At 66.4% G+C, this 23,542-nt stretch carries 20 protein-coding genes, 1 tRNA gene and 3 pseudogenes; 11 read left to right on the top strand and 13 right to left on the bottom strand.

Annotated features, from left to right (window positions below; translation table 11 throughout):
- Positions 1-37: 37 nt before the first annotated feature.
- The gene (gene hemA, locus LRS03_RS12945) at positions 38-1,345 is read right to left on the bottom strand and encodes a glutamyl-tRNA reductase (RefSeq protein WP_257825870.1); all 1,308 of its coding nucleotides are present in this window, start codon (positions 1,343-1,345) and stop codon (positions 38-40) included.
- 67 nt (positions 1,346-1,412) lie between these two features.
- Between hemA and LRS03_RS12940 the strand changes: the two genes are divergently transcribed.
- Positions 1,413-1,691 carry a hypothetical protein gene (locus tag LRS03_RS12940; protein WP_257825869.1) on the top strand — a complete coding sequence of 93 codons (279 nt, stop codon included), beginning with the start codon at positions 1,413-1,415 and terminating at the stop codon, positions 1,689-1,691.
- Between the two features lie 4 nt (positions 1,692-1,695).
- On the opposite strand, the gene miaB is transcribed toward LRS03_RS12940, so the two are convergent.
- From miaB to LRS03_RS12925, 3 genes are all read right to left on the bottom strand, one after another.
- On the bottom strand, positions 1,696-3,057 hold the full coding sequence (gene miaB, locus LRS03_RS12935) for a tRNA (N6-isopentenyl adenosine(37)-C2)-methylthiotransferase MiaB (protein WP_257825868.1): 1,362 nt from the start codon (positions 3,055-3,057) through the stop codon (positions 1,696-1,698).
- Between the two features lie 11 nt (positions 3,058-3,068).
- A complete protein-coding gene (locus tag LRS03_RS12930; protein ID WP_257825866.1) occupies positions 3,069-3,452 on the bottom strand; it encodes a hypothetical protein in 384 nt (127 codons plus the stop codon).
- A gap of 104 nt (positions 3,453-3,556) precedes the next feature.
- Positions 3,557-3,633 (bottom strand) — tRNA-Met (locus tag LRS03_RS12925).
- A gap of 60 nt (positions 3,634-3,693) precedes the next feature.
- Between LRS03_RS12925 and ftsY the strand changes: the two are divergent.
- A pseudogene (gene ftsY, locus LRS03_RS12920) lies at positions 3,694-4,826 on the top strand (signal recognition particle-docking protein FtsY).
- Here the strand turns inward: ftsY and LRS03_RS12915 are convergent.
- The 3 genes and pseudogenes from LRS03_RS12915 to ffh form a co-directional block, all read right to left on the bottom strand.
- Positions 4,827-5,432, bottom strand: a complete 606-nt coding sequence (locus LRS03_RS12915) for a DUF2726 domain-containing protein (protein ID WP_374685103.1) — start codon at positions 5,430-5,432, stop codon at positions 4,827-4,829.
- Between the two features lie 84 nt (positions 5,433-5,516).
- Positions 5,517-5,585: pseudogene (locus tag LRS03_RS12910) on the bottom strand (hypothetical protein); the annotation flags it as partial.
- A gap of 99 nt (positions 5,586-5,684) precedes the next feature.
- A complete protein-coding gene (ffh, locus tag LRS03_RS12905; protein WP_257825864.1) occupies positions 5,685-7,094 on the bottom strand; it encodes a signal recognition particle protein in 1,410 nt (469 codons plus the stop codon).
- Between the two features lie 93 nt (positions 7,095-7,187).
- Here ffh and LRS03_RS12900 point away from each other — a divergent pair, with 93 nt between their 5' ends.
- The 9 genes and pseudogenes from LRS03_RS12900 to LRS03_RS12860 all read left to right on the top strand — a co-directional run bounded on the left by LRS03_RS12900 (position 7,188) and on the right by LRS03_RS12860 (position 18,286).
- Positions 7,188-7,970: a cytochrome C assembly family protein gene (locus LRS03_RS12900; RefSeq protein WP_257825863.1), complete on the top strand. Its 783-nt coding sequence runs from the start codon at positions 7,188-7,190 to the stop codon at positions 7,968-7,970.
- A 7-nt stretch (positions 7,971-7,977) separates the two neighbouring features.
- Positions 7,978-8,223, top strand: a complete 246-nt coding sequence (locus LRS03_RS12895) for a PP0621 family protein (RefSeq protein WP_257825862.1) — start codon at positions 7,978-7,980, stop codon at positions 8,221-8,223.
- Positions 8,223-10,148, top strand: coding sequence for a sensor histidine kinase (locus tag LRS03_RS12890; protein WP_257825861.1), 1,926 nt, complete (start codon positions 8,223-8,225; stop codon positions 10,146-10,148). The genes LRS03_RS12895 and LRS03_RS12890 overlap by 1 nt, the downstream gene beginning before the upstream one ends.
- 2 nt (positions 10,149-10,150) lie before the next feature.
- Positions 10,151-11,716 (top strand): sigma-54-dependent transcriptional regulator, encoded by a 1,566-nt coding sequence (locus LRS03_RS12885; protein ID WP_257829517.1) that lies wholly within the window; start codon positions 10,151-10,153, stop codon positions 11,714-11,716.
- Entirely contained in the window at positions 11,713-12,288 is a 576-nt protein-coding gene (gene ampD / locus LRS03_RS12880; RefSeq protein WP_257825859.1) for a 1,6-anhydro-N-acetylmuramyl-L-alanine amidase AmpD, read from the top strand. The genes LRS03_RS12885 and ampD overlap by 4 nt, the downstream gene beginning before the upstream one ends.
- Before the next feature lie 421 nt (positions 12,289-12,709).
- A pseudogene (locus LRS03_RS12875) lies at positions 12,710-15,620 on the top strand (ribonucleoside-diphosphate reductase subunit alpha).
- A gap of 159 nt (positions 15,621-15,779) precedes the next feature.
- Positions 15,780-16,952 (top strand): ribonucleotide-diphosphate reductase subunit beta, encoded by a 1,173-nt coding sequence (locus LRS03_RS12870; RefSeq protein ID WP_257825857.1) that lies wholly within the window; start codon positions 15,780-15,782, stop codon positions 16,950-16,952.
- A 224-nt stretch (positions 16,953-17,176) separates the two neighbouring features.
- Complete coding sequence (locus LRS03_RS12865; RefSeq protein WP_257825854.1) at positions 17,177-17,644, top strand: histone H1-like DNA-binding protein; 468 nt, start codon at positions 17,177-17,179, stop codon at positions 17,642-17,644.
- Positions 17,645-17,818: 174 nt separating this feature from the next.
- On the top strand, positions 17,819-18,286 hold the full coding sequence (locus LRS03_RS12860; protein WP_257825852.1) for a hypothetical protein: 468 nt from the start codon (positions 17,819-17,821) through the stop codon (positions 18,284-18,286).
- 15 nt (positions 18,287-18,301) lie between these two features.
- Here the strand turns inward: LRS03_RS12860 and LRS03_RS12855 are convergent, their stop codons facing one another.
- From LRS03_RS12855 to aroQ, 6 genes are read right to left on the bottom strand one after another with little or no spacing between them, the layout of a single operon-like run.
- A complete protein-coding gene (locus tag LRS03_RS12855; protein WP_257825851.1) occupies positions 18,302-19,210 on the bottom strand; it encodes a carbohydrate kinase family protein in 909 nt (302 codons plus the stop codon).
- A 42-nt stretch (positions 19,211-19,252) separates the two neighbouring features.
- On the bottom strand, positions 19,253-20,266 hold the full coding sequence (locus LRS03_RS12850) for a zinc-ribbon and DUF3426 domain-containing protein (RefSeq protein ID WP_257825849.1): 1,014 nt from the start codon (positions 20,264-20,266) through the stop codon (positions 19,253-19,255).
- A gap of 22 nt (positions 20,267-20,288) precedes the next feature.
- On the bottom strand, positions 20,289-21,179 hold the full coding sequence (gene prmA, locus LRS03_RS12845; RefSeq protein WP_257825847.1) for a 50S ribosomal protein L11 methyltransferase: 891 nt from the start codon (positions 21,177-21,179) through the stop codon (positions 20,289-20,291).
- 3 nt (positions 21,180-21,182) lie between these two features.
- Positions 21,183-22,532, bottom strand: coding sequence for an acetyl-CoA carboxylase biotin carboxylase subunit (accC, locus tag LRS03_RS12840; RefSeq protein ID WP_257825845.1), 1,350 nt, complete (start codon positions 22,530-22,532; stop codon positions 21,183-21,185).
- Between the two features lie 10 nt (positions 22,533-22,542).
- Positions 22,543-23,019, bottom strand: a complete 477-nt coding sequence (gene accB, locus LRS03_RS12835; protein WP_257825844.1) for an acetyl-CoA carboxylase biotin carboxyl carrier protein — start codon at positions 23,017-23,019, stop codon at positions 22,543-22,545.
- Positions 23,020-23,079: 60 nt separating this feature from the next.
- The gene (gene aroQ, locus LRS03_RS12830) at positions 23,080-23,538 is read right to left on the bottom strand and encodes a type II 3-dehydroquinate dehydratase (RefSeq protein ID WP_257825843.1); all 459 of its coding nucleotides are present in this window, start codon (positions 23,536-23,538) and stop codon (positions 23,080-23,082) included.
- Positions 23,539-23,542: the final 4 nt, after the last annotated feature.

The following is a 23,542-nucleotide window of genomic DNA, read 5'->3' as shown; positions in this document are numbered from 1 at the left end:
AGGCAGGCGCTCCACCAGTGCGGCGGGCGCAGGGTCGCTAACGCTTGGGGTCGAGCGGCTTGTCGTCGAACGGTTCGTGGCTGCTGCCGCGCAGGAAGAGGCGCGACACCGTCTGCGCGAGTGCGGGGCGGTGGTGGTCGTCGGCCGCGTGCAGCTCGGCCAGCGCGCCATGCAGCATCTTCTGCGTGAGGCCACGCGACAGGGCTTCGAGCACGGCGTCGATGTCTTCGCCCTTGGCGAGCAGCTTGCGGGCACGGGCGATCTCGGCGGCGCGCCAGTCGTTGGCCTGTGCATTCAGCGCCTGGATCAGGGGCACCGCATCACGCTGGCCGAGCCAGTGGACGAAGCTCTGCACGCCGCTTTCGATGATGGCCTCGGCCTGCTGCACGGCGGCCTGGCGTTTCTCGCCCGCGCTTTGCACCAGGGCCGAGAGGTCGTCGACGGTGTAGAGATAGACGTCGGACAGACGCGCCACCTCGGGCTCGACGTCGCGCGGCACGGCCAGGTCCACCATGAACATCGGGCGGTGCTTGCGGGCCTTGAGAGCCCGTTCAACGGCGCCAAGGCCGATGATGGGCAGCGAACTCGCGGTGCACGAGATCACCGCGTCAAACTCTGCCAGGCGCGAGGGCAGGTCGGCCAGGCGCAGGGCCTCTGCGCCGAATCGGCCGGCGAGCTTCTCACCACGCTCCAGCGTGCGGTTGGCCACGGCCATGGCCTTGGGTTGCCGTGCGGCGAAGTGCGTGGCCACCAGTTCGATCATTTCGCCGGCGCCGACGAAGAGCACCTTCGTGTCGCGCAAGTCCTCGAAGAGCTGAGAGGCCAGGCGAACGGCCGCGGCGGCCATGCTGATGGAGTGGGCGCCGATCTCGGTGGAGGTGCGCACGTCCTTCGCGACGGCGAAGGAGCGCTGGAACATCTGGTGCAGCGTCGTGCCCAGCGTGCCGGCGGTGCTGGCTTCGCGCACCGCCTGCTTCATCTGGCCGAGGATCTGTGGTTCGCCCAACACCATCGAATCGAGTCCGCTGGCGACGCGGAAGGCATGGCGCGCTGCAGCGCCGCCTTCGAGCACGTAGGCGTGGTGCATCAACTCCTGGCTGGCCACGCCGCCACGAGCGGCGAGCCAATCGACGGCGGGGGTGACGAGCGCTGGCTCAGCCGCGCAATACAGCTCGGTGCGGTTGCAGGTGGAGAGCAGGGCGACCTCGGGCCCAGTGCCCTTGCCCGTGACACGTTGGCGGAATTCCTGCAGCGTCGGGGCGAGCTGCTCGAGCGTGAACGCGAAGCGGCCCCGCAGATCCAGCGGGGCCGTCGTATGGTTCAGGCCGAGGGTGAAAACGCTCATGTTTTCGAATTATAAAATTTCGAGCAATTCCGCGGGTTGTCGCCCGTCAGACCTGGAGCATGACGCAATGGGCGCCTTGGATGCGCTGTGGCATTTGTCTAACTTTCTCGCGCCGGCCTTCGGTGTGGGTCTCGCCGCCGCATGGCTGGCGAAGGTGTTCTGGTGGCGTGAGCTCAAGGGTGTGTCGGGCTGGCGCATGGCGGCGTGGGCGGTGCCGGCCTCGGCGCTGGTGCTCATCGGCGGGCTGCTCTGGCATGGGCAGGACGGCAAGATGAGCACCTACGGCGCGATGGTGGTCGTCTGTGCCCTGGCCCTTTGGTGGGCGGGCTGGAAAGAGCGCCGCTAGAAACTCAGGCTTCAGCCAGCACCGTACGCTCACGTGTGGCCACCTCGGCTCGCAGCGAGTGCGGGTAGGCCTCGGTGATCGTCACGTCGATCAGCTGGCCGATCAGGCGTGGCTGGCCTGCAAAGTTGACGATGCGGTTGCACTCGGTGCGGCCCATCAACTCGCTCGCGTCCTTGCGCGACGGGCCTTCGACCAGGATCTTCTGCACCGTGCCGACCATCGCCTGGCCGATGCGGCGCTGATTGGCTTCGATCACCGCCTGCAGGTGTTGCAGGCGCTTGAGCTTCACTTCCTGTGGCGTGTCATCGTGCAGCGCGGCGGCCGGCGTGCCGGGGCGCGGGCTGAAGATAAAACTGAAGCTGCTGTCGAAGCCGACGTCGTCGATCAGCTTCATCATCTTGGCGAAATCGTCTTCGGTTTCGCCGGGGAAGCCGACGATGAAGTCGCTGGACAGGCTGATGTTCGGCCGCACCGCGCGCAGCTTGCGCACCGTGCTCTTGAACTCCATCGCGGTGTAGCCGCGCTTCATCGCCATCAGGATGCGGTCGCTGCCGTGCTGCACCGGTAGGTGCACGTGGTTCACAAGCTGCGGCACACGCCCGTAGGCGTCGATCAGGCGCTGCGAGAACTCGTTGGGGTGGCTCGTGGTGTAGCGGATTCGCTCGATGCCGGGGATCTCGGCCACGTATTCGATGAGGAGCGCGAAGTCGGCGATCTCGCTCGTGTCGCCCATCTTGCCCCGGTAGGCGTTGACGTTCTGGCCGAGCAGCGTCACTTCCTTCACACCCTGGTCGGCCAGGCCGGCGACCTCGACCAACACGTCGTCGAAGGGGCGAGAGACTTCTTCACCTCGCGTGTAGGGCACCACGCAGTAGCTGCAGTACTTGGAGCAGCCCTCCATGATCGACACGAAGGCGGTGGCGCCCTCGACTCGTGCGGGCGGCAGGTTGTCGAACTTCTCGATCTCGGGGAAGCTGATGTCCACCTGCGGGCGGCGCTCATGGCGACGCTGCGCCAGCATCTGCGGCAGGCGATGCAGCGTTTGCGGACCGAACACCACGTCGACGTACGGCGCACGCTCGATGATCGCGGCACCTTCCTGGCTGGCCACGCAGCCGCCCACGCCGATCAGCGTGCCCTTGGCCTTCAGGTGCTTGACGCGGCCGAGGTCGCTGAAGACCTTTTCCTGCGCCTTCTCGCGCACCGAGCAGGTGTTGAAGAGAATGAGGTCGGCCTGCTCGACGTCATCCGTCGACTCGTAGCCTTCGGCGGCGTGCAGCACGTCGGCCATCTTGTCCGAGTCGTACTCGTTCATCTGGCAGCCGAAGGTCTTGATGAACACCTTCTTCGGGGTCGGGCCCTGCATGACGCGCTCCCTCAGGGCTTGACCCAGGCCTGCGCGGCCGGGTCGAACTGCCAGGCCTGCGCCTCAGCCAGTGTCTCGGGCCAGGGCTTTCGCGCGATTTCCTCGGGGCGCAGCAGCCACACGTCCTTGATGAGGCCGGTGGTGTTCTCGAAGGTGTAGTTGACCGTCGCCTTGAGGTTCACCGCTTCGCCCGACATCACGAGCATGTTGTTCAGGCCGCGAATGCGCGCGCCGGGGGCGAGCTGGGCCGGTTTGCCATTGAGCAGCACCTGCGGCGGCGCACCGAAGGTGATGACGCCGCGCAGCGCGTTCTGCGGGAAGTTGCGCTGCACCTGAGCGGCAGCAGGCAGGGCGAAAGCGATTGCCGCAGCGGCAACGGCGAGACAGCGGTACATGGTGTTGATCCAGTGGCTGTGGAAGAACGGATTGTGAGAGCCATACCTGCCAAATGACAACGGCTCCGGGTCAAGTTGACCGGGAGCCGCAGGCAGGAATGATTTGGTGGCGCTTCAGGGATTCGAACCCCGGACCTGCGGATTATGATTCCGTCGCTCTAACCGACTGAGCTAAAGCGCCTGAGCCGCGCATTATAGCCATCACTCGCAGGGCCTCTTCCACCTGCGCACACTCCCACCCATGTTCAGCTTCTTCAAGAAAAAGCCGCCGGCTGCGGAGACAACGTCGCCGGCAGCCGAGGCCCCTGCGGTCGAGCCGTCTGCCGCCGCGGAACGCACGAGCTGGCTCGACCGCTTGCGTGGCGCAGCTCCCCCGCCTCCCTCTTCGGCCCCGGCGCCTGTGGCCGAATCGCCCGCTGCCGTTTCCGTGCCGCTGTCGGTGCCCGCACCCGAGCCGCGCGCCAGTTGGCTCGACAAGCTGCGCGGTGGCTTGCGCAAGACAGGGTCGAGCATCACCCGCGTCTTCACCGGCACGCAGATCGACGATGCGCTCTACGAGGATCTCGAAGAAGCCTTGCTGATGGCGGACGCCGGCGTGAAAGCGACCGAGTTCTTGCTGAACGACCTGAAGCGCCGCGTGAAGGATGCTCGCGCGACCGAGCCCGCTGCCGTCAAGGGTTTGCTGGCTGACGCGATCGCCGACCTGCTTCGACCGCTGGAGAAGGCACTCGAGGTCGGGCGTCACCAGCCCACCGTGATGATGGTCGTGGGCGTGAATGGCGCCGGCAAGACGACCAGCATCGGCAAGCTCACCCGTCACCTCGCCGATAGCGGGCAGAAGGTGTTGCTGGCCGCGGCCGACACCTTTCGAGCTGCGGCGCGCGAGCAGCTCGCGGTATGGGCACAGCGTGCGGACCTTCCCGGTGCGCAGCAGGCGGTGGAGATCGTGAGCCAGGAAAGTGGCGACCCGGCCGCCGTGAGCTTCGACGCGGTGGTGGCCGGCAAGGCGCGTGGCTGTGACGTGGTGATCGCCGATACCGCCGGGCGCCTCACCACGCAGGCCCACCTGATGGACGAGCTGAAGAAGATCAAGCGTGTGATCGGCAAGGCCCAGGGCGATGCGCCGCACGAGGTGCTACTGGTGGTCGATGGCAACACCGGGCAGAACGCGCTGTCGCAGGTGAAAGCCTTCGACGACGCCCTGGTTTCACCGGCCTGATCGTCACCAAGCTCGACGGCACGGCCAAGGGAGGCGTGCTCGCGGCGATTGCGCGCGAGCGGCCGATCCCGGTCTACTTCATCGGTGTGGGTGAGAAACTCGAAGACCTGCAGACCTTCGATGCGCGCGAGTTCGCGCAAGCCCTGCTGAGCTGATCAGCGGATCGACGGGCCGCCACCGCGCGGCGGGAGGGGCGACAGCGGAGCCGGCGCCGAGTCCATCTCGTCGAACCACGTGGATGACGGGGGATCGCGCTGTTCCATGCCATCGTCGTCGACGACCGCGGCTGCGGGAACACGGTCGACGGCTGGGGCGCGGCTCGGTGCTGCGGCGACAGGGCGTGCTGCGGCGGGGGCGGCCGCGGGGGTTTCGACCGGCATGCCGAGAATGGCGTTGCGCGCACCGACGGCATTCGGGATCGCGTCTTCGCGCCACACATGCAGCGGGATCTCGGCCACCTTGAGCACGCGGTCCATGCGGGCGTGGCGTTGACGGGTGCTTTCGTTCTCTTGCGCCTCGGGCGCGCGGATGTCGACCACCGCGACGACCTGCGAGACGCTGTCGCACACCACCAGGTCTCCGCACAGCACGCCCACACGGCGCAGCCATTCCGAATAGGAGTGGCGTGTCGGCACCTTGAGGAACCGTGCGAGCGGCACCTGCGCCAGGATGATGTGCTCGGGCAGGCCGGCGCGCAGTGCGGCGTAGGCCTTGCGCTCGGGCGTGGTCATCACGCGGGTGGCTTGTGGGTGCCAGGACATCAGGGTGTCCAGGCCTTCCAGCGAGCGGACCTTGTTGCCGCGGCGGTTCTTGTCGTCGGCGTCTTCGCGCTTGGAGCGCTTCTGCCACCACACCCAACCCAGGGCTGCGAGCACCAAGAGCCCGCCGACGATCAACAGCGTTTGCATGTCATCACTACCAGTGTTCCGCGAACGGTGACCATATCTGGCCGGCCGGGCGCGGTCAACCCGGGCATGCTGCGCCGCACCAGGCGCGGCGCGGTACGGCGGGTTTCAGCGCAGGCCGCCGGGCCCGCCCATGCCCTTCATGCCGCCCATGCGCTTCATCATCTTCATCAGGCCGCCGCCCTTCATCTTCTTCATCATTCCCTGCATCTGCTCGAACTGGTTGAGCAGGCGGTTGACGTCTTGCACCTGCACGCCGGCGCCGGCGGCGATGCGGCGCTTGCGGGTGGCCTTGAGCAGCTCGGGCTTGCGGCGCTCCAGCGGCGTCATCGAGTTGATGATGCCTTCCATGCGGCGCACATCGCGCTCGGCGCGGTCCATGTCGGCCTGGCCGATGTTGGCGGCCTTGCCACCGGTCATCTGGGTGGGAAGCTTGTCCATCAGGCCGGAAAGGCCGCCCATCTTCTTCATCTGGCTGATCTGGGCCAGGAAGTCGTTGAGGTCGAAGTTGTCGCCCGACTTGAGCTTGTCGGCGAGTTTCTGGGCGGCGGCGACGTCGACACCCTTCTGCACTTCTTCAACCAGCGCGACGATGTCGCCCATGCCCAGCACGCGGCCGGCGTGGCGCTGGGCGTCGAAGACTTCCAGCCCGTCGATCTTCTCGCTGACGCCGGCGAACTTGATCGGCGCACCGGTGATCTGCCGCACCGACAGAGCGGCACCGCCGCGCGAGTCGCCATCGGTCTTGGTGAGCACGATGCCGGTCAGCGGCAGCGCTTCCTTGAAAGCCTTGGCGGTGTTGATCGCGTCTTGGCCCTGCATCGCGTCGACGACGAAGAGCGTCTCGACCGGCTTCACCGCGGCGTGCAGGTCGGCGATCTCCTTCATCAGCGCTTCGTCGATCGCCAGCCGGCCCGCGGTGTCGACCAGCAGCACGTCGAAGTAGTGCTTGCGGGCGTAGTCGAGCGCCGCGTTGGCGATGTCGACCGGCTTGTCGGTGGCGGTGGACGGGAACCACTCCGCACCGGCCTGCTTGGTCACCGTCTTCAACTGCTCGATGGCGGCGGGGCGGTAGACGTCGGCCGAGACCGTCAACACCTTCTTCTTGCGCTTTTCGATCAGGTGCTTGGCGAGTTTGGCGGTGGTGGTGGTCTTGCCTGCGCCTTGCAGGCCGGCCATCAGGATCACCGCCGGCGGCTGGGCGGCGAGGTTGATGTCGGCCGGGGGCTTCACGGCGCCGGTCGCCGGGTCGACCTCGCCCATCGTTGCGGCGAGTTCCTTGTTGACGATGCCCACCAGCGCCTGGCCCGGCGTCAGCGAGCCCACGACCTCGGCGCCGAGCGCCTTGTCTTTCACGCGGGCGATGAAATCGCGCACCACCGGCAGGGCGACGTCGGCCTCGAGCAAGGCCATGCGCACTTCGCGCAGCATGTCCTGCACGTTGCTTTCGGTGATGCGGGCCTGGCCGCGCATCGTCTTGACGAGACGACTCAGGCGGTCGGTGAGGGCTGAAGCCATGGGGAGGGGAGTGCGCGAGAACCGGGCACCCGAAAGTACACTGTGCCGATGATTTTATCGTCGGGCTCCTCGGGAGCGGCCAACGTTCCGGCCATGTTCGCACTGTGGGTGCCAAGTGCCCTGGCACTGGCGGCCTATGCCGCGGCGGTGTTGTGGCGCGACGAGTCATCGGGGCCGTGGCCGCATCGGCTGCTGTTCGTGGGCTGGCTCGCGCACGGTGTGGCGACTGCGATCGACATGGCCGGCATCGGCAGCGGCGTCTCGGGCGCGCGTTTCGGGTTCGCCCCTGCACTGTCGGCCACGCTGTGGCTGGTGGTGGCCGTCTACGCGGTGGAGAGCCGCTGGGTGCCACTGCCCGGGGTGCGGCGCACGCTCGCCGCCCTCGGCCTGATCGCGGTGGCGCTGGCGATGGTCTTTCCGGGCGAGTTCCGGCCGCAGGCAGCGTCCAACTGGGCGCCGCTGCACTGGGTGCTGGGCATCGCGTCGTACGGCCTTTTTGGCGCGGCGGTGCTGCACGCGGTGATGCTCGACCGGGCCGAGCGTCAGCTGCGGCTCAAGACCACCGGCGGCGCGGGCATGCCTCTGCTGCGACTCGAGCGCCTCACATTCCAGTTCGTCACCGCGGGCTTCGCCTTGTTGACGGCCACCCTGGTGCTGGGCTGGTGGTTCTCGAGCCCTTGGCGGTGGGACCACAAGTCGGTGTTCTCGGTGCTGGCGTGGGTGGTGTTCGCGAGCCTGCTGACGGGCCGGCAGGCTTTCGGCTGGCGTGGGCGCCGCGCGGTGCGCGGTCTGTATGCGGGTGTGGTGCTGCTGCTGCTGGCCTATGCCGGGTCGCGCTTCGTGCTGGAAGTGCTGCTGAACCGGTCGACCGCCTGAGGCGCCTATGAAATACATCCTGCTGCTTGCCGTGGTGTTGGGGACCTTCTGGCTGCTGCGCTCGCTGCGCAAGCCCAAGCTGCCGCGTGAGCCCGAGGCCAAACCGCCAGCCGCGCCGGCCTCGCCGGAAGACATGGTCAGCTGCGCCCATTGCGGTGTGCACCTGCCACGCAGCGAGTCGCTCCCGGGGCGTGGCGGCGTGTTTTGCAGCGAGGCCCACCGCAGCGTGTTCGAGAACCAGCGGAGCGGCTGATGGCCAACCCCTCGCGCAGTGGCGAACGGCGTGCTGCGGAACGCCGCCGTGCGGCGGCCATGCCCAAACCCCGGCCGGTCGACGAGTCGTGGTTCGGCGCACTGGGGGTCGATGGCGACACCCAGTTGCGCGGCGAGGTGCCGTCGGCCGAAGACGAGTCGCGCTACGACGGCAATTGGGCCGCGATGCGTGGCCACGAGGGCGATTCGCGCTTCCTGACCCGCCAGGCCCGCCGCATCATCGGCTCGGGGCAGACCGCGTTCCAGCGCATCTATGGGGCATTCATTGCCGCACGTGCGGCGCTTGGCGTGGCGCTGATCGCCACGGTGGGGGTGACGGGCTTCTTCGGGGTGCGCCCGCCGCTGGCCGTGCTGATCGTGAGCGTCGTCTACGCCACCTTGGCCCTGTCGATGTGGGTGCTGCCGCGGCTGCATCGCCCCACCGCGCCGAAGGCCTTGTCGAAGATGGGCAGTCCGCAGTGGCTCGCCACCATCGGTGTCGACATCGCCTGCTTCACCGCCTTGCACGTCTTGTCGCCGGCCGCCACGCTGAACTATGTGGCGCTGCTCGTGCTGCCGGTGCTGATGGCCGGTGTGCTGACGCCACGCACGATGGCGCTGGCCACGGCGGCGATCGTGACGCTGGCACTGCTCGGCATCGCAGCCTGGGGTGTGGTGGCCGGCGGCGAGGTGACGCTGCTGTTGACGCAGGCCGGCCTGGCCGGCAGCGGGTTCTTCGTCATCACGCTGCTGGCGGGAGAACTCGCCGGGCGCCTGGCCCGCGAGGAGCTGACCGCCAAGGGCAGCCTTGAGCTGGCGCGCCAGCAGGCGCAGCTCAACCGTCTGGTGATCGAGGAGATGCAGGAAGGTGTGCTCGTGGTCGACCGGCGCGGCCGTGTGCGTGCGGCCAACCCCGCCGCCCGGCTCTTGCTCGCCCCCGAAGGCATGTGCCGCGAGGCGCCGTTCCAGCTGCGAAACGTCGAGGCCTGGCGCAGCCTGGTCGCGGCGGTCGAACGGGCCTTTGCCGAAGCGGCCTGGCCCGAGGCCGGCCGCGATGTGGTGCTCGACTTCGAAAGTGCGCCCGCGCGGACCTTGCGTGTGCGCATGCGCTTCACGCGCCGGCGCGAACCGCAGGCAAGCGAAGAACTGTGTGTGCTGTTCCTCGAAGACGTGCGCAGCATGCAGGCGCGCACCCGCCAGGAAAAACTCGCCGCGATGGGCCGCATATCCGCCGGCATCGCGCACGAGATCCGCAACCCGCTGGCGGCCATCTCCCAGGCCAACGCGTTGATGGCCGAAGACGCGACCACGCCGTCGCAGCGCCAGCTCACCCGCATGGTGACCGACAACGTCGAGCGACTGAAGCGCATCGTCGACGACGTGATGGAAGTGGCCCCGAGCGACGTGCACGCGATCGGCCCGATCGATGCCGTGTCGCTGATCGCCGCGGTGTGCTCCGAGTGGGCGCGCACCAATGGGGTCGTCCTGGGCGACCAGAGCGTGCTGCAGGTCAAGTTGCCCGATGAGCCGGTGGGCGTGGTGTTCGATGCCGACCACCTGCGCCGCGTGCTCGTCAACCTGCTCGACAACGGTTGTCGCCACGCCACCAAACGGCCGGGTGCCGTGATGCTGCGGCTCTACGTGCGTGATGAAACCCATGCCGTGATGAGTGTGGCGAGCGACGGCGACCCCATCCCGCCGGAAGTGGAGCGCTACCTGTTCGAGCCCTTCTTCTCCACACGCAGCCGAGGCACCGGCCTGGGCTTGTATATTTGCCGCGAACTGTGCGAGCGCTACGGTGCCCGCATCGACTACCGGCTGCGCAGCGCCGTCGAAAGCAACCGCAACGAGTTCTCGGTCGCGATGCGCCGCCAGGCCTTGCCCGAGAACGTTGCCGCCGAAGCCCGATTGCAATTGTCCTCATGACGATGTCCTCTCCCTCGCATTTCAGCCTGCTGGTCGTCGACGACGAGCCAGACCTGCGCACGCTGTACGAGCTGACCTTGCTGCGTGAGGGCTACGACGTCGAAACGGCCGGCAGCGTCGACGATGCCTGGCTGCACCTCAAGGACCGCACCTACAGCGCCCTGATCACCGACATGCGCCTGCCCGACGGCACCGGGCTCGACCTGCTGCGTCGTCTCGAAGAAAGTGGCCGGCGCGAGAAGGCCATCGTCATCACCGCCTATGGTTCGGCCGAGAACGCGGTCGAGGCGCTCAAGGCGGGTGCGTACGACTACCTCACCAAGCCGGTCGACCTGAAGCAGTTTCGTGCGGTCGTGGCGTCGGCGTTGGGGCGGGCGCCGGCAGCGTCGCCCACCGTGGTGCCGTCGAGCTTGCCTTCTGCTCAAGGGGGCGGCGTGCCAGCGTCCGGCGAGCCGCGCCCGGTGGCGGGCCTCGTGGCGCCGCCCGCACCACCGGCGAGCCAGGCCATGGGCCGCATGGCCGGGCAGTCGGTCGCCATGCAGCAGGTGCGGGCCCTGGTCGACAAGGTCGCGCGCAGCATGGCGCCGGTGCTGGTCAACGGCGAATCGGGCACGGGCAAGGAACTGGTGGCGCGCTCCATCCATGAGGTGAGCCCGCGTGCCGGCCAGCCCTTCATCGCCGTCAACTGCAGCGCCATTCCCGAGCACCTGCTCGAAGCCGAGTTCTTCGGCTACCGCAAGGGTGCCTTCACCGGCGCAGCCGACGACCGCGAAGGTTTTTTCCAGGCGGCGAACGGCGGCACGCTCTTCCTTGACGAGATCGGCGACCTGCCGCTGGCGATGCAGAGCAAGCTCCTGCGCGCCATCCAGGAGCGATCCGTGCGCCCGGTCGGTGCGGTCAGCGAACAGGTGGTCAACGTGCGCCTGCTCAGCGCCACCCACAAGGACCTGGGCGCGGAGGTGCAGGCCGGCCGCTTCCGCCAGGATCTTTATTACCGCCTCAACGTCATCCAGATCCGCGTGCCGCCCTTGCGCGAACGGCTGGAAGACCTGCCGGCCATCTGCGAGCGCGTGCTGGAGCGCATCTCGCGCGATGCCGGCGTTTGGCCGCCACCACGCCTGACGCGCGAGGCGCTGGCTCACCTCAGTCGCTACAGCTTTCCGGGCAACGTGCGTGAGCTTGAGAACCTGCTGCACCGCGCCGTTGCGTTCTCCGGGGGTGAAGACATCGACGTCTCCGACCTCGGCGTGCTGGACCTCGCAGTCGATCTGCCCGAGACCTCCGCGTCCCAGGTTGGAGTCATCCCTGTTTCCGCCGCACCGGTTGCCCCAACGGTGGCGCCCGCCCCTGCGCCAGCGCCGCTGCCTACCGACCTCGCGGCCTACCTCGACGAAGTGGAGCGCGACGTGCTCGAGCGTGCCCTTGAGCGCTATCGCTACAACCGCACCGCGGCGGGTGCCAGCCTGGGTTTGTCGCTGCGGCAGATGCGCTACCGCATGGCGCGCCTGGGCGTGCACGTGGGTGGCGAGCCCGAAGCGCCCGACACCGAGCGCAGCGACGACGCATGACCTTCCGATCGCGGCCGGCCGGCACAGGCTGGCTCGATGAAGCCCGGGCCTGCCCGTCCCCCAATTTCGGCCCGCGGCCCGAGGGCGTCGACATCAGCCTGGCGGTGATCCATTCGATCAGCCTTCCGCCGGGGGTGTATGGCGGCGACGAGATCGAGCGGCTCTTCACCAACCGCCTCGACTGGGACGCCCACCCCTACTTCCAGCAGATCCGGGGGTTGCAGGTGTCGTCGCATTTCGTGCTGCGCCGCGATGGCGAACTGCTGCAGTTCGTCTCGTGTGACGACCGAGCCTGGCATGCCGGCCGTTCGGTGTGGCGCGGTCGCGAGAACTGCAACGACTACTCGATCGGCATCGAACTCGAGGGCCTGGAGGGTGAGCGCTTCGAGCCAGCGCAATACGAGGTGCTGGCGATGCTCCTGCCGCGGCTGGCGCGCGACTATCCGCTGCAGTGGGTGGTGGGCCACGAGCACGTGGCCCCGGGGCGCAAGCAGGACCCAGGGCCCGGTTTCGACTGGGCGCACCTGAGGGCTCGGCTGGGCTGGCCGGAGCGGTGTTTCCCCGCAAAGTGACTCCTTCAAAGTGAGGAGGCGAGCACCGGAATACGTGTTCGCACGCCGCGTCATGTGTGTTTCCCCTCTTAGGGTAAGACGCTATCCCTAGTGCTTGAAGGTGGTCGGAGCCCTAGATATAGTGTCCCTTCGTGTTATCCTTCTGTTCCAGAAACACACGCTCCATGCCCAACATCATTGCCCCGTTCTCAGGGCCTGCTGCGCAACGCAGCGGTGCACCACGATCGGCAAGGTGCAAGGGCCAGGAATGCAAGGCGCTCGAAGTAGCGCAGCACATCGTTCTTACCTGCTCTTCTTTTTCCACGTTCACGCGCCCCCGTCTCCACGAGGTCGGCCGCAGCTTTTGCTGCTGAGGCCACAAGCCTGCACCGAGCGCCTGAGATCGAACCCCACCGACACCGACATGACGACAGGAAACACCATGCAAACCGTATCCACCCCCACTGCCAGCGCGCTCGTCGCGCCGCGTTCCGGCTCGGCTCCGACCGGCTCCGTGGTGTCGGCCTACCAGGGCTACCAGATCATTCGCCGCAACGGTGCGGTCGTCTCGTTCGAGCCCAACAAGATCGCGGTCGCGCTGATGAAAGCCTTCCTGGCGGTGCACGGCACGCAAGGTGCCGCGTCGGCCAGCGTGCGCGAGACGGTGGATGGTTTGACCGAGTCGGTGGTGCGTGCGCTCCTGCGCTCGCGTCCGGGTGGAGGCACCTTCCATATTGAAGACGTGCAAGACCATGTCGAGCTCCGGGCTGATGCGCGGCGGCCACCATGAGGTGGCGCGTGCCTACGTGCTGTACCGCGAGCGCCGTTCGCAGGAGCGTGCCAAGCAGGGCGTGCCGGCCGTGGCCGCCGAGCCCGCGCTCTTCGTGACCGACGGCGGCCAGCGTGTGCCGCTCGACATGGGCCGCCTGCAGACGCTGGTCGAGTCAGCCTGCGAAGGACTGGGCGCTGACGTAAAGCCCGAGCCCATCCTCGCCGAGACCAAGCGCAACCTGTACGACGGTGTGCCCATCGACGAAGTGCACAAGGCCGCCATCCTGGCCGCCCGCACCCTGATCGAGAAGGACCCGGGCTATACCCGCGCCACCGCCCGCCTGCTGCTGCACACCATCCGCAAGGAAATCATCGGCGAGGAGCTGCTGCAGTCTGAAATGCAGACCCGCTATGCCGAATACTTCCCGACCTTCATCAAGAAGGGCGTGCAGGCCGAGCTGCTTGATGAGAAGCTGATGCAGTACGACCTGGCCAAGCTGGGCGCCGCACTCAAGGCCGACCGCGACCTGCAGTTCGACTATCTGGGCCTGCAGACCCTGTACGACCGCTACTTCCTGCACGTGAACGATGTGCGCATCGAGATGCCGCAGGCTTTCTACATGCGCGTCGCGATGGGCCTGGCCCTGAACGAGATCGACCGCGAAGCCCGCGCCATCGAGTTCTACGAAGTGCTGTCGACCTTCGACTTCATGTCGAGCACGCCGACGCTCTTCAACTCGGGCACCCACCGCTCGCAGTTGTCGAGCTGCTACCTGACGACCGTGGCCGACGATCTCGACGGCATCTACGAAGCGCTGAAGGAAAACGCGCTCCTGTCGAAATTCGCCGGCGGCCTGGGCAACGACTGGACCAACGTGCGGGCCCTCGGTTCGCACATCAAGGGCACCAACGGCAAGAGCCAGGGTGTCGTGCCCTTCCTGAAGGTGGTCAACGACACGGCTGTGGCCGTGAACCAGGGCGGCAAGCGCAAGGGCGCCGTCTGCGCCTATCTTGAGAGCTGGCACCTCGACATCGAAGAGTTCCTGGAGCTGCGCAAGAACACCGGCGACGACCGCCGCCGCACCCACGACATGAACACGGCGAACTGGATTCCCGACCTGTTCATGCGCCGCGTGATGGAAGGCGGCGACTGGACGCTCTTCTCGCCGTCCACCTGTCCCGACCTGCACGACAAGTTCGGCAAGGCCTTCGAAGAGGCCTACACCGCCTACGAGGCCAAGGCCGCCCGCGGCGAGATCAAGCTCTTCAAGAAGATGCCGGCCAAGGACCTGTGGCGTCGCATGCTCTCGATGCTGTTCGAGACCGGCCACCCCTGGATCACCTTCAAGGATGCCTGCAACGTGCGCTCGCCGCAGCAGCATGCCGGCGTGGTGCACAGCAGCAACCTCTGTACCGAGATCACGCTCAACACCAACGAGCAGGAGATCGCCGTCTGCAACCTGGGCTCGGTCAACCTCGTCCATCACCTGAAGGACGGCCCGGACGGCCGCAAGGTGATCGACCACGCCAAGCTCAAGAAGACGGTCGCGACCGCGATGCGCATGCTCGACAACGTGATCGACATCAACTACTACGCCGTCAAGAAGGCCCGCGACTCCAACCTGCGCCACCGTCCGGTCGGCCTCGGCATCATGGGCTTCCAGGACGCGCTGTATGAGCTGCGCACTCCCTACGCCTCGCAAGAGGCGGTGGAGTTCGCCGACCGCTCGATGGAAGCCGTCTGCTACTACGCCTACTGGGCCTCGACCGAGCTGGCGCAGGAGCGTGGCCGCTACTCCAGCTATCGCGGTTCACTGTGGGACCGCGGCATCCTCCCGCTCGACTCGCTGGAGCTCCTGGCCGAGCAGCGCGGCGGCTACGTCGACGTCGATCGCAGCACCAGCCTCGACTGGAGCCTGCTGCGTGGCCGCATCAGCGAGCACGGCATGCGCAACTCCAACTGCGTGGCCATTGCGCCGACCGCGACCATCTCCAACATCATCGGCGTCAGCGCCTCGATCGAGCCGAGCTTCGGCAACCTCTCGGTCAAGTCCAACCTGTCGGGCGAGTTCACTGTCGTCAACGAGTACCTCGTGCGCGACCTGAAGAAGCTCAACCTCTGGGACGACGTGATGGTCATGGACCTCAAGCACTTCGACGGTTCGCTGCGTCGCATCGACCGTGTGCCCGAGGACCTGAAGGACCTCTACGCCACCGCTTTCGAGATCGAGACGCAGTGGCTGGTCGAGGCCGCGGCGCGTCGCCAGAAGTGGATCGACCAGGCTCAGTCGCTCAACATCTACATGGCCGGCGCCTCGGGCAAGAAGCTCGACGAGACCTACAAGCTCGCCTGGGTGCGTGGCCTCAAGACCACCTACTACCTGCGCACGATCAGCGCATCACAGACCGAGAAGTCGACGGTGAAAGCGGGCCAGCTGAACGCGGTGTCGAGTGGTGCTTCGTCTTCGATGATCGCTGCGCCAGTCACTGCAATGCCGGCTGCATTGAACGTCGATGCGGAGCCCGCGACCGACGTGAAGTTCTGTGCGATCGATGACCCGACGTGCGAGGCCTGTCAGTGACGAGATCGATCACGCGTCACGCGTGATCGATGCTTCGCGAGTTGCTGTGCAGCATCGAATTTCGATGCGACACAGCAACAGCGAAGCGGCCGCAATGTCAATAAGTGCTTGGTGTTTAGACACAACACTCCGATAATTCAACCGCACAGGAAATCCACCATGTTGGTTTGGGAAGAAGACCTTAAGCCCTCGAGCAATCACAAGACGAACCCCGCGCAGAGCCTCCCCGTTCAAGCGCGTGTGGCCGTGTCGTCTCCGGTCTTCGAAGAGTCCATCGCACCTGTCACCCCCGCTTCCGTGAGCACCACCGACACCCACCGGGTGAAGGCTGCCGACAAGCGCATCATCAACGGCAAGACCGACGTCAACCAGCTCGTCCCCTTCAAGTACAAGTGGGCCTGGGAGAAGTACCTCGCCACCTGCGCCAACCACTGGATGCCGCAGGAAGTGAACATGTCGCGCGACATCGCGACCTGGAAAGACCCGAACGGCCTGACCGAAGACGAGCGCCGCATCATCAAGCGCAACCTCGGCTTCTTCGTCACCGCCGATTCGCTGGCCGCCAACAACATCGTGCTCGGCACCTACCGGCACATCACGGCGCCCGAGTGCCGCCAATTCCTGCTGCGCCAGGCCTTCGAAGAGGCGATCCACACGCACGCCTACCAGTACATCGTGGAGTCGCTGGGTCTCGACGAGAGCGAGATCTTCAACGCCTACAACGAAGTCAAGTCGATCCGCGACAAGGACGAATTCCTGATCCCGTTCATCAACGCGATCATGGACGCCAACTTCCACACTGGCACCCCGGCCAACGACCAGACGCTGCTCAAGTCGCTGATCGTCTTCGCCTGCCTGATGGAAGGGCTCTTCTTCTACGTCGGCTTCACGCAGATCCTCGCGCTTGGCCGCCAGAACAAGATGACCGGTGCCGCCGAGCAGTACCAGTACATCCTGCGAGACGAGTCGATGCACTGCAACTTCGGCATCGACCTCATCAACCAGATCAAGTTGGAGAACCCGCATTTGTGGACGGCCGAATTCAAGGCCGAAATCCGGGCTCTTTTCATGAAAGCAGTTGAGTTGGAATATCGGTACGCTGAAGACACCATGCCGCGTGGCGTGTTGGGTCTCAACGCATCGATGTTCAAAGGCTATTTGCGTTACATCGCCAACCGGCGGGCCACGCAGATCGGTTTGGAAGAGCTCTTCCCGAACGAGGAAAACCCGTTCCCATGGATGAGCGAAATGATTGACCTGAAGAAGGAACGCAACTTCTTCGAGACGCGCGTCATCGAGTACCAATCGGGTGGCGCGCTCTCGTGGGATTGACGTTCTACCGGTAGCAGCAAGCGCGGCAGGTCGTATGTGGCAGATCAAGATTCGCGACGCATTTGAATTCACCGACACAGAAGCGGTGAGCAGTGCGTCGCAACCCCATTCACCGGATCGGGGCGCCCCTCCTGGGCAGACTTTCGGCCGGTGAATAGCTGCGAAGTGTCGGCATGGCGCCGGGGCAACGCAGTGCTTTTTCAACTTGATCAAGGAGAAATGTAATGGCAACTGCAAAGAAACCTGCCGCCAAGAAGGCCGCAGCCAAGAAGCCCGCGGCGAAGAAGGCCGCAGCGAAGAAGCCGGCAGCGAAGAAGGCCGCCGCCAAGAAGCCGGCAGCCAAGAAGGCCGCGGCTAAGAAGCCGGCAGCCAAGAAGGTTGCGGCCAAGAAGCCGGCAGCCAAGAAGGCTGCAGCGAAGAAGCCGGCGGCCAAGAAGGCTGCTGCGAAGAAGCCGGCTGCGAAGAAGGCTGCTGCCAAGAAGCCGGCTGCGAAGAAGGCTGCTGCGAAGAAGCCTGCTGCGAAGAAGGCTGCGAAGAAGCCTGCTGCGAAGAAGGCCAAGAAGCCTGCTGCGAAGAAGGCCGCTGCCGCACCTGCTGCCCCTGCTGCTGCGAAGCCCGCTGCAGCACCGGCGGCCAAGACTGCGCTCAGCCCCGCTGCTGCATGGCCTTTCCCGACGGGCGCCAAGCCCTGAGGCGACTAGGTCTCTCGACGAAACCCGGCTTCGGCCGGGTTTTTTTATGCGCCTTGCGTCACGAAGCCTTGTCCATCAAGAGGATACGCAGCGCAGCAATGTGATTTGTTCACAGCACGTCGTGAAACCGGCTTCCTACACTTTTCGAACGACAGCTTCGTTCGGAGGTGGGTGATGAAGTCGATCAAGACAAGACATGCAGTGGTCGCGCTTGCGACCTTGGTAGCCGCGTTTTCCGTCCAGGCGCAGAACGCCTTCATGTCCGAGCCGGTGCAGATCGCCGCGGCGAAACCTTCGCAGGCCGCCGATGCGAAGACTTACCGCAAGGACGGTGCGCGCCACATCTACGACGCCTACCCCGACCGCATCTACCGCGGCAAGTTGCCGCCGCTGCTGCATGCGGTGGCGGTCGTCGAGACCGTGATCGACGAGCAGGGGCAGGTGGTCGAGATCAACATGATCCGCGAACCCTCCCATGCGCCGCAGGTCACGGCGGCCGTGCGCGAGATGATCAAGCGTGTGCAACCGCTGCCGGCCCCGGCGCGCATGAGCGGCGGCGTGCGCTACACCGATGTGTGGCTGGTCGATGCCAGCGGTCGTTTCCAGCTCGACACGCTGACCGAAGGCCAGCGCCGCAACTGACGGGACCTCAACGCGTCAGAGGCCGAGCGTGGCTCGGTCGATGACGTGGTTCTGCCCGCCGCGGCAGGCGATCTTCAGCGCGCCGATGCGGTTGCCGAGTTCGACGCAGCGGGTCAGTTCCCAGCCGCGTTCCAGGCCGTAGAGCAGGGCGCCGCGGAAGGCGTCGCCGCAGCCGGTGGGGTCGACCACCTCGGCTGCCTTCACGCCAGGCACATGGGTGCGTTGGCCCTTCTGCCACACCTCGCAGCCTTCGGCGCCGAGCGTGACGATCACGCCCTTGAGGTGCGAGTTCGACAGCGCCTCCAAAGACTTGCCAGTGCGCTCGCACAGCATGCGGCCTTCGTAGTCGTTGACCGCCACCCAGGTCGCCTGCTGTACGAAGGCGTTCAGCTCATCGCCGTTGAACATCGGCAGACCCTGGCCCGGGTCGAAGATGAACGGCACGCCCGCTTTGGCGAACTGCTCGGCGTGCTGCAGCATCGCGTCGCGGCCGTCCGGGGCGACGATGCCGATCGCAATGTCTTTGCGCCCCGAGGGCACGGCCGTCAGGTGAGCCGACTGCATCGCGCCGGGGTGGAAGGCCGTGATCTGGTTGTTGTCGGTGTCGGTGATGATGATGGCTTGCGCGGTGTAGGTGTCGGTCACGGTGCGCACGAACTCCGTGCTCGCCCCCCAGGCCTTGAGGCGCGCCAGGTAGTCCTGCCCGTCGGCGCCCACGGCTGCCATCACCAGCGGCTCACCGCCCAGCTGGCGCAGCGTGTAGGCGATGTTGCCGGCGCAGCCACCGAACTCGCGCCGCAGCGTGGGCACGAGGAACGACACGTTCAGGATGTGCACCTGCTCCGGCAGGATCTGCTCGGCAAAGCGCCCCGGGAAGGTGGTGATGGTGTCGAAGGCGAGCGAACCGCAGATCAGTGCAGACATGGAAGAACTCCGTGGAGGATGAAGCAGGAAGCCGATCAGCCTTCAGGGGTAGAAGGCTTCGACGGTGTAGCCGTTGATGCGGCGCGGGTCCGATGAAGAAAAGACCAGTTGCAGGTTGGACTCGCTGCCGGGGGCGAGCACCGGCGGGTTGACGCGGAAGTCGGCCGGCGCGAGGGCTTTGCGCGCCAGCATCTGCTCCGACGAGTCGGTGAGCTTGAGGTCGATCCAGGGCATGGCGAGTGCCATCGTGCCGCGGTTGCGCAGCACGAGTGAGAGGCGGTAGCCGCTGCCCCCGGGTGCTGGCGAGAGGGTGCTGCTCTCGACCACCACGTCGTCGATGCGGCGCGGCGGCTGCAGCTCGCATTGCAGCCATTCGCAGCCCATGGCGAGCACCGGTTTGGTGGCCGGCCAGCGTGCAGCCCACAGGTCGCGGAAGTGGTAGCCGGCCTGGCCGAGCAGCGTGGCGCTCAGCAGCAGCAGCAGCACGCTCAGCAGCACCCGCATGGTGGGGCTGCGCCAGCGTTCCCGTTGTTTGGCCTGCCGCACGAATCCCGGTCCGCGGCGGGCGGCTTCCAGCTGGGCACGCGCCGACTTGACCGACGAGCGGGGAATGCCCGTGGTGCCGCCTTTTCGGCGCGTCTCGGACTCCAGCGGTTGTTCGTCGAGCAGCGCTTCGTTGAAGCGTGCTTCGGCGAAGTCGCGCTTGTCGCGGCGCTTGACGGCCTGCGCCGGCGTCTGGTCGACATCGGCCTGCTCGGGCTGGAAGAAGCGGGAGTGGATGCGGTCGTTGTCGCTGAGCTGGAACACCTCGTCGTCATCCGGTGGCTCGGACTGAGGGTCGTATGACGCGGCGACGGCGGCGGCCGGTGGCGCCGGCGGGGCGGGAGGGGGTTTCCAGTTCGGCGGCGCGTCGCGCTCCAGGTCGAACAGGCCTTCGATCGCGTTGAAGACCTCGTTGCAGCGGCCGCAGCGCACCCAGCCTTCGGAAACCTTGAGCTGGTCTTGAACGACTCTAAAGACGGTGCCGCAGGAGATGCAACGCGTGGCCAGGCTCATGGCGAAATCATGCCATGCCGCATCACGCGCGCCGCTGTGCCGTCATCAGGATCCACCCGTCCTCGGTGTCGCTGACGGTGAGTGCCACCCAGGGGGCATAGGCCTCTTTCAGCTCGTCCGCCTGTCGTTCGAGGATGCCGGCCAGCACGAGGTGGCCGCCGGGTTTGATGTGTCCGCACAACAGCGGGGCCAGCAGCTTGAGCGGGGTCGCGAGGATGTTGGCCAGCACCAGCTCGTACTCACCGTGGGCGGTATCGGGCAGCCCGGCGTTCAGGTCGACGCCGTTGGCGCTGGCATTGGCCCGGGTCGACACCACGGCGGCCGGGTCGATGTCGACCGCGTCGATTTGCTGTGCGCTATGCAAGGCCGCCCCGATCGCGAGGATGCCCGAGCCGCAGCCGTAGTCGAGCACGCGCGGCCAGGGTGCAGCATGCTGCGACGTCCAGCGCAGGCACATGCGGGTGGTGGGGTGCGTGCCGGTGCCGAAGGCGAGGCCCGGGTCGAGGCGGATGACCCGCTTCGCCTCGGCGGGCGGCTCGTGCCAGGTCGGCACGATCCAGAAGTCACGGGTGATCGACACCGGCGAGAACTGCGATTGCGTGACGCGCACCCAGTCTTCGTCGGGCACCGCCTGCAGCGATTGCACGTGGACGTCGTGCGCCCAGTCTTGCGCGAGCAGCAGCGTCGCGGCCTCGGTCGCCGTCTCTTCGCGCTCGAACAAGGCCTTCACGATCGAGCGCTGCCAGCCGCCCCGCGGCGCCGGCATGCCAGGCTCGCCGAACAGCGCCTGCTCGTGGTCGGTGTCGGCATCGGCGTCTTCGACCGACACCGACAGCGCCTCCAGTTCGTCCATCAGCGCATCGGAGACGGGCTCCACCAGCGCTTCAGGCACGACGAGCAGCAGCTCCAGCATCGCTCAGCGCTTGTGCTGGGCCATCCAGCCTTCCAGGTAGTGGATGCTGGTGCCGCCTTCGATGAACTTGGCATCAGCCATCAGCTCGCGGTGCAGCGGAATGTTGGTGAGGATGCCTTCGACCACCGTCTCCGACAGCGCGATGCGCATGCGCGCGAGCGCCTGGTCGCGGGTGTCGCCGTGGGTGATGATCTTGCCGATCATCGAGTCGTAGTTGGGCGGCACGAAGTAGTTGGTGTACGCATGCGAGTCGACCCGCACGCCGGGCCCGCCGGGTGCGTGCCAGGTCGTGATGCGACCGGGCGACGGGGTGAACTTGTACGGGTCTTCGGCGTTCACGCGGCACTCGAGGGCGTGGCCGCGCATCTGGATCTGGCGCTGCGTGAAGGGCAGTTTTTCGCCGGCCGCCACGCGGATCTGCATCTGCACGATGTCGACACCCGTCACCAGCTCCGTCACCGGGTGCTCCACCTGCACGCGGGTGTTCATCTCGATGAAGTAGAACTCGCCGTTCTCGTACAAGAACTCGAAGGTGCCGGCACCGCGGTAGCCGATCTTCTTGCAGGCGGCGGCGCAGCGCTCGCCGATGCGTTCGATCACGCGGCGGGGAATGCCCGGCGCCGGCGCTTCCTCGATGATCTTCTGATGGCGGCGCTGCATGGAGCAGTCGCGCTCGCCCAGCCAGACGGCGTTCTTGTGCTCGTCGGCCAGCACCTGGATCTCGATGTGGCGCGGGTTCTCGAGGAACTTCTCCATGTAGACCGCCGGGTTGCCGAACGCGGCGCCCGCTTCGGCCTTGGTGGTCTGCACCGCATGCAGCAGAGCGGCTTCGGTGTGCACCACGCGCATGCCACGGCCGCCGCCGCCGCCGGCGGCCTTGATGATCACCGGGTAGCCCACCGCGCGGCCGATCTTCACGATCTCTTTCGGGTCATCGGGCAGTGCGCCTTCCGAGCCCGGCACGCAGGGCACGCCCGACTTGATCATGGCCTGCTTGGCCGAGACCTTGTCGCCCATGATGCGGATCGACTCGGGTGTCGGGCCGATGAAGGTGAAGCCGCTCTGTTCCACGCGCTCGGCGAAGTCGGCGTTCTCGGACAAAAAGCCGTAGCCGGGGTGGATGGCCTCGGCGTCGGTGACCTCGGCCGTCGAGATGATGGCCGGCATGTTGAGGTAGCTCTGCGCCGAGGCGGCCGGGCCGATGCACACCGCTTCGTCGGCGAGCTTCACGTACTTGGCGTCGCGGTCGGCTTCGGAGTAGACGACGACCGACTTCACGCCCATTTCACGGCAGGCGCGCTGGATGCGCAGTGCGATCTCGCCTCGGTTGGCGATGAGAATTTTCTTGAACATGACCCGCGCCTTATTCGATGACGAACAAGGGCTGCCCGAATTCCACGGCCTGGCCGTTCTGTGCCAGCACCTGCGTCACCGTGCCGGCCTTGTCGGCCTCGATCTCGTTCATGATCTTCATCGCTTCGATGATGCAGATCGGGTCGCCTTCCTTGACCACCGTGCCCACCGTGGCGAAAGGCTTGGCGCCGGGGCTGGCGGCACCGTAGAAGGTGCCGACCATCGGCGACTTGACGATGTGGCCGGTCGGGGCGGCCGGTGCTTCGGGTGCGGCAGCAGGTGCCACAGGCGCTGCGGCAGCCACGGGTGCAGCCGCGGCCACTTGCGGCGGTGCGGCCTGATAGACCATCGGCTGGGCGGTTGCCACGGCGGCGGCCGGGTCGCTCTTGACGATGCGCACCTTGCCGTCGGCTTCGGTGATCTCAAGCTCGGAGATGTTCGATTCAGACACCAGGTCGATCAGCGTCTTCAGTTTGCGCAGGTCCATGTGTTCTCCAACTCCTGTCGTTATGGGGCGGCCGGTCGCCAGCGAGGGCGACGTGCCGGGTCAGGCCGAGCGAGGCGGCTGGGCCTTCGGGCCGCGCTTGAGCGCATGGCCCAGGGCAAGGCGGTATCCATCGGCGCCCAGCCCGACGATCACGCCTTCGGCGAGATCGGAAAAATAAGAATGGTGGCGGAACGGCTCGCGGCGGTGCACATTTGACAGGTGCACTTCGATGAATGGGATCGCCACGCCCGCGAACGCATCGCGCAGGGCCACGCTGGTGTGTGTGAACGCGCCGGGGTTGATGATCACGAAGTCGGTGCCATCGAGTCGCGTGGCCTGCACACGGTCGATCAGCGCGCCTTCGTGGTTGCTCTGGAAGCTTTCCAGCGTGGACCCGGCATCGGTGGCGATCTTCGCGAGTTCTGCGTTGATCTGATCCAAAGTCGTCGAACCATAGACTGCCGGCTCGCGGGTGCCGAGCAGGTTGAGGTTGGGGCCGTGGATGACGAGGATCTTCATGGCT

Origin of the sequence: Rhizobacter sp. J219 (assembly GCF_024700055.1) — a bacterium.
Lineage (GTDB): Bacteria > Pseudomonadota > Gammaproteobacteria > Burkholderiales > Burkholderiaceae_C > Rhizobacter.
This window is presented reverse-complemented; position numbering and strand designations above follow the sequence as displayed.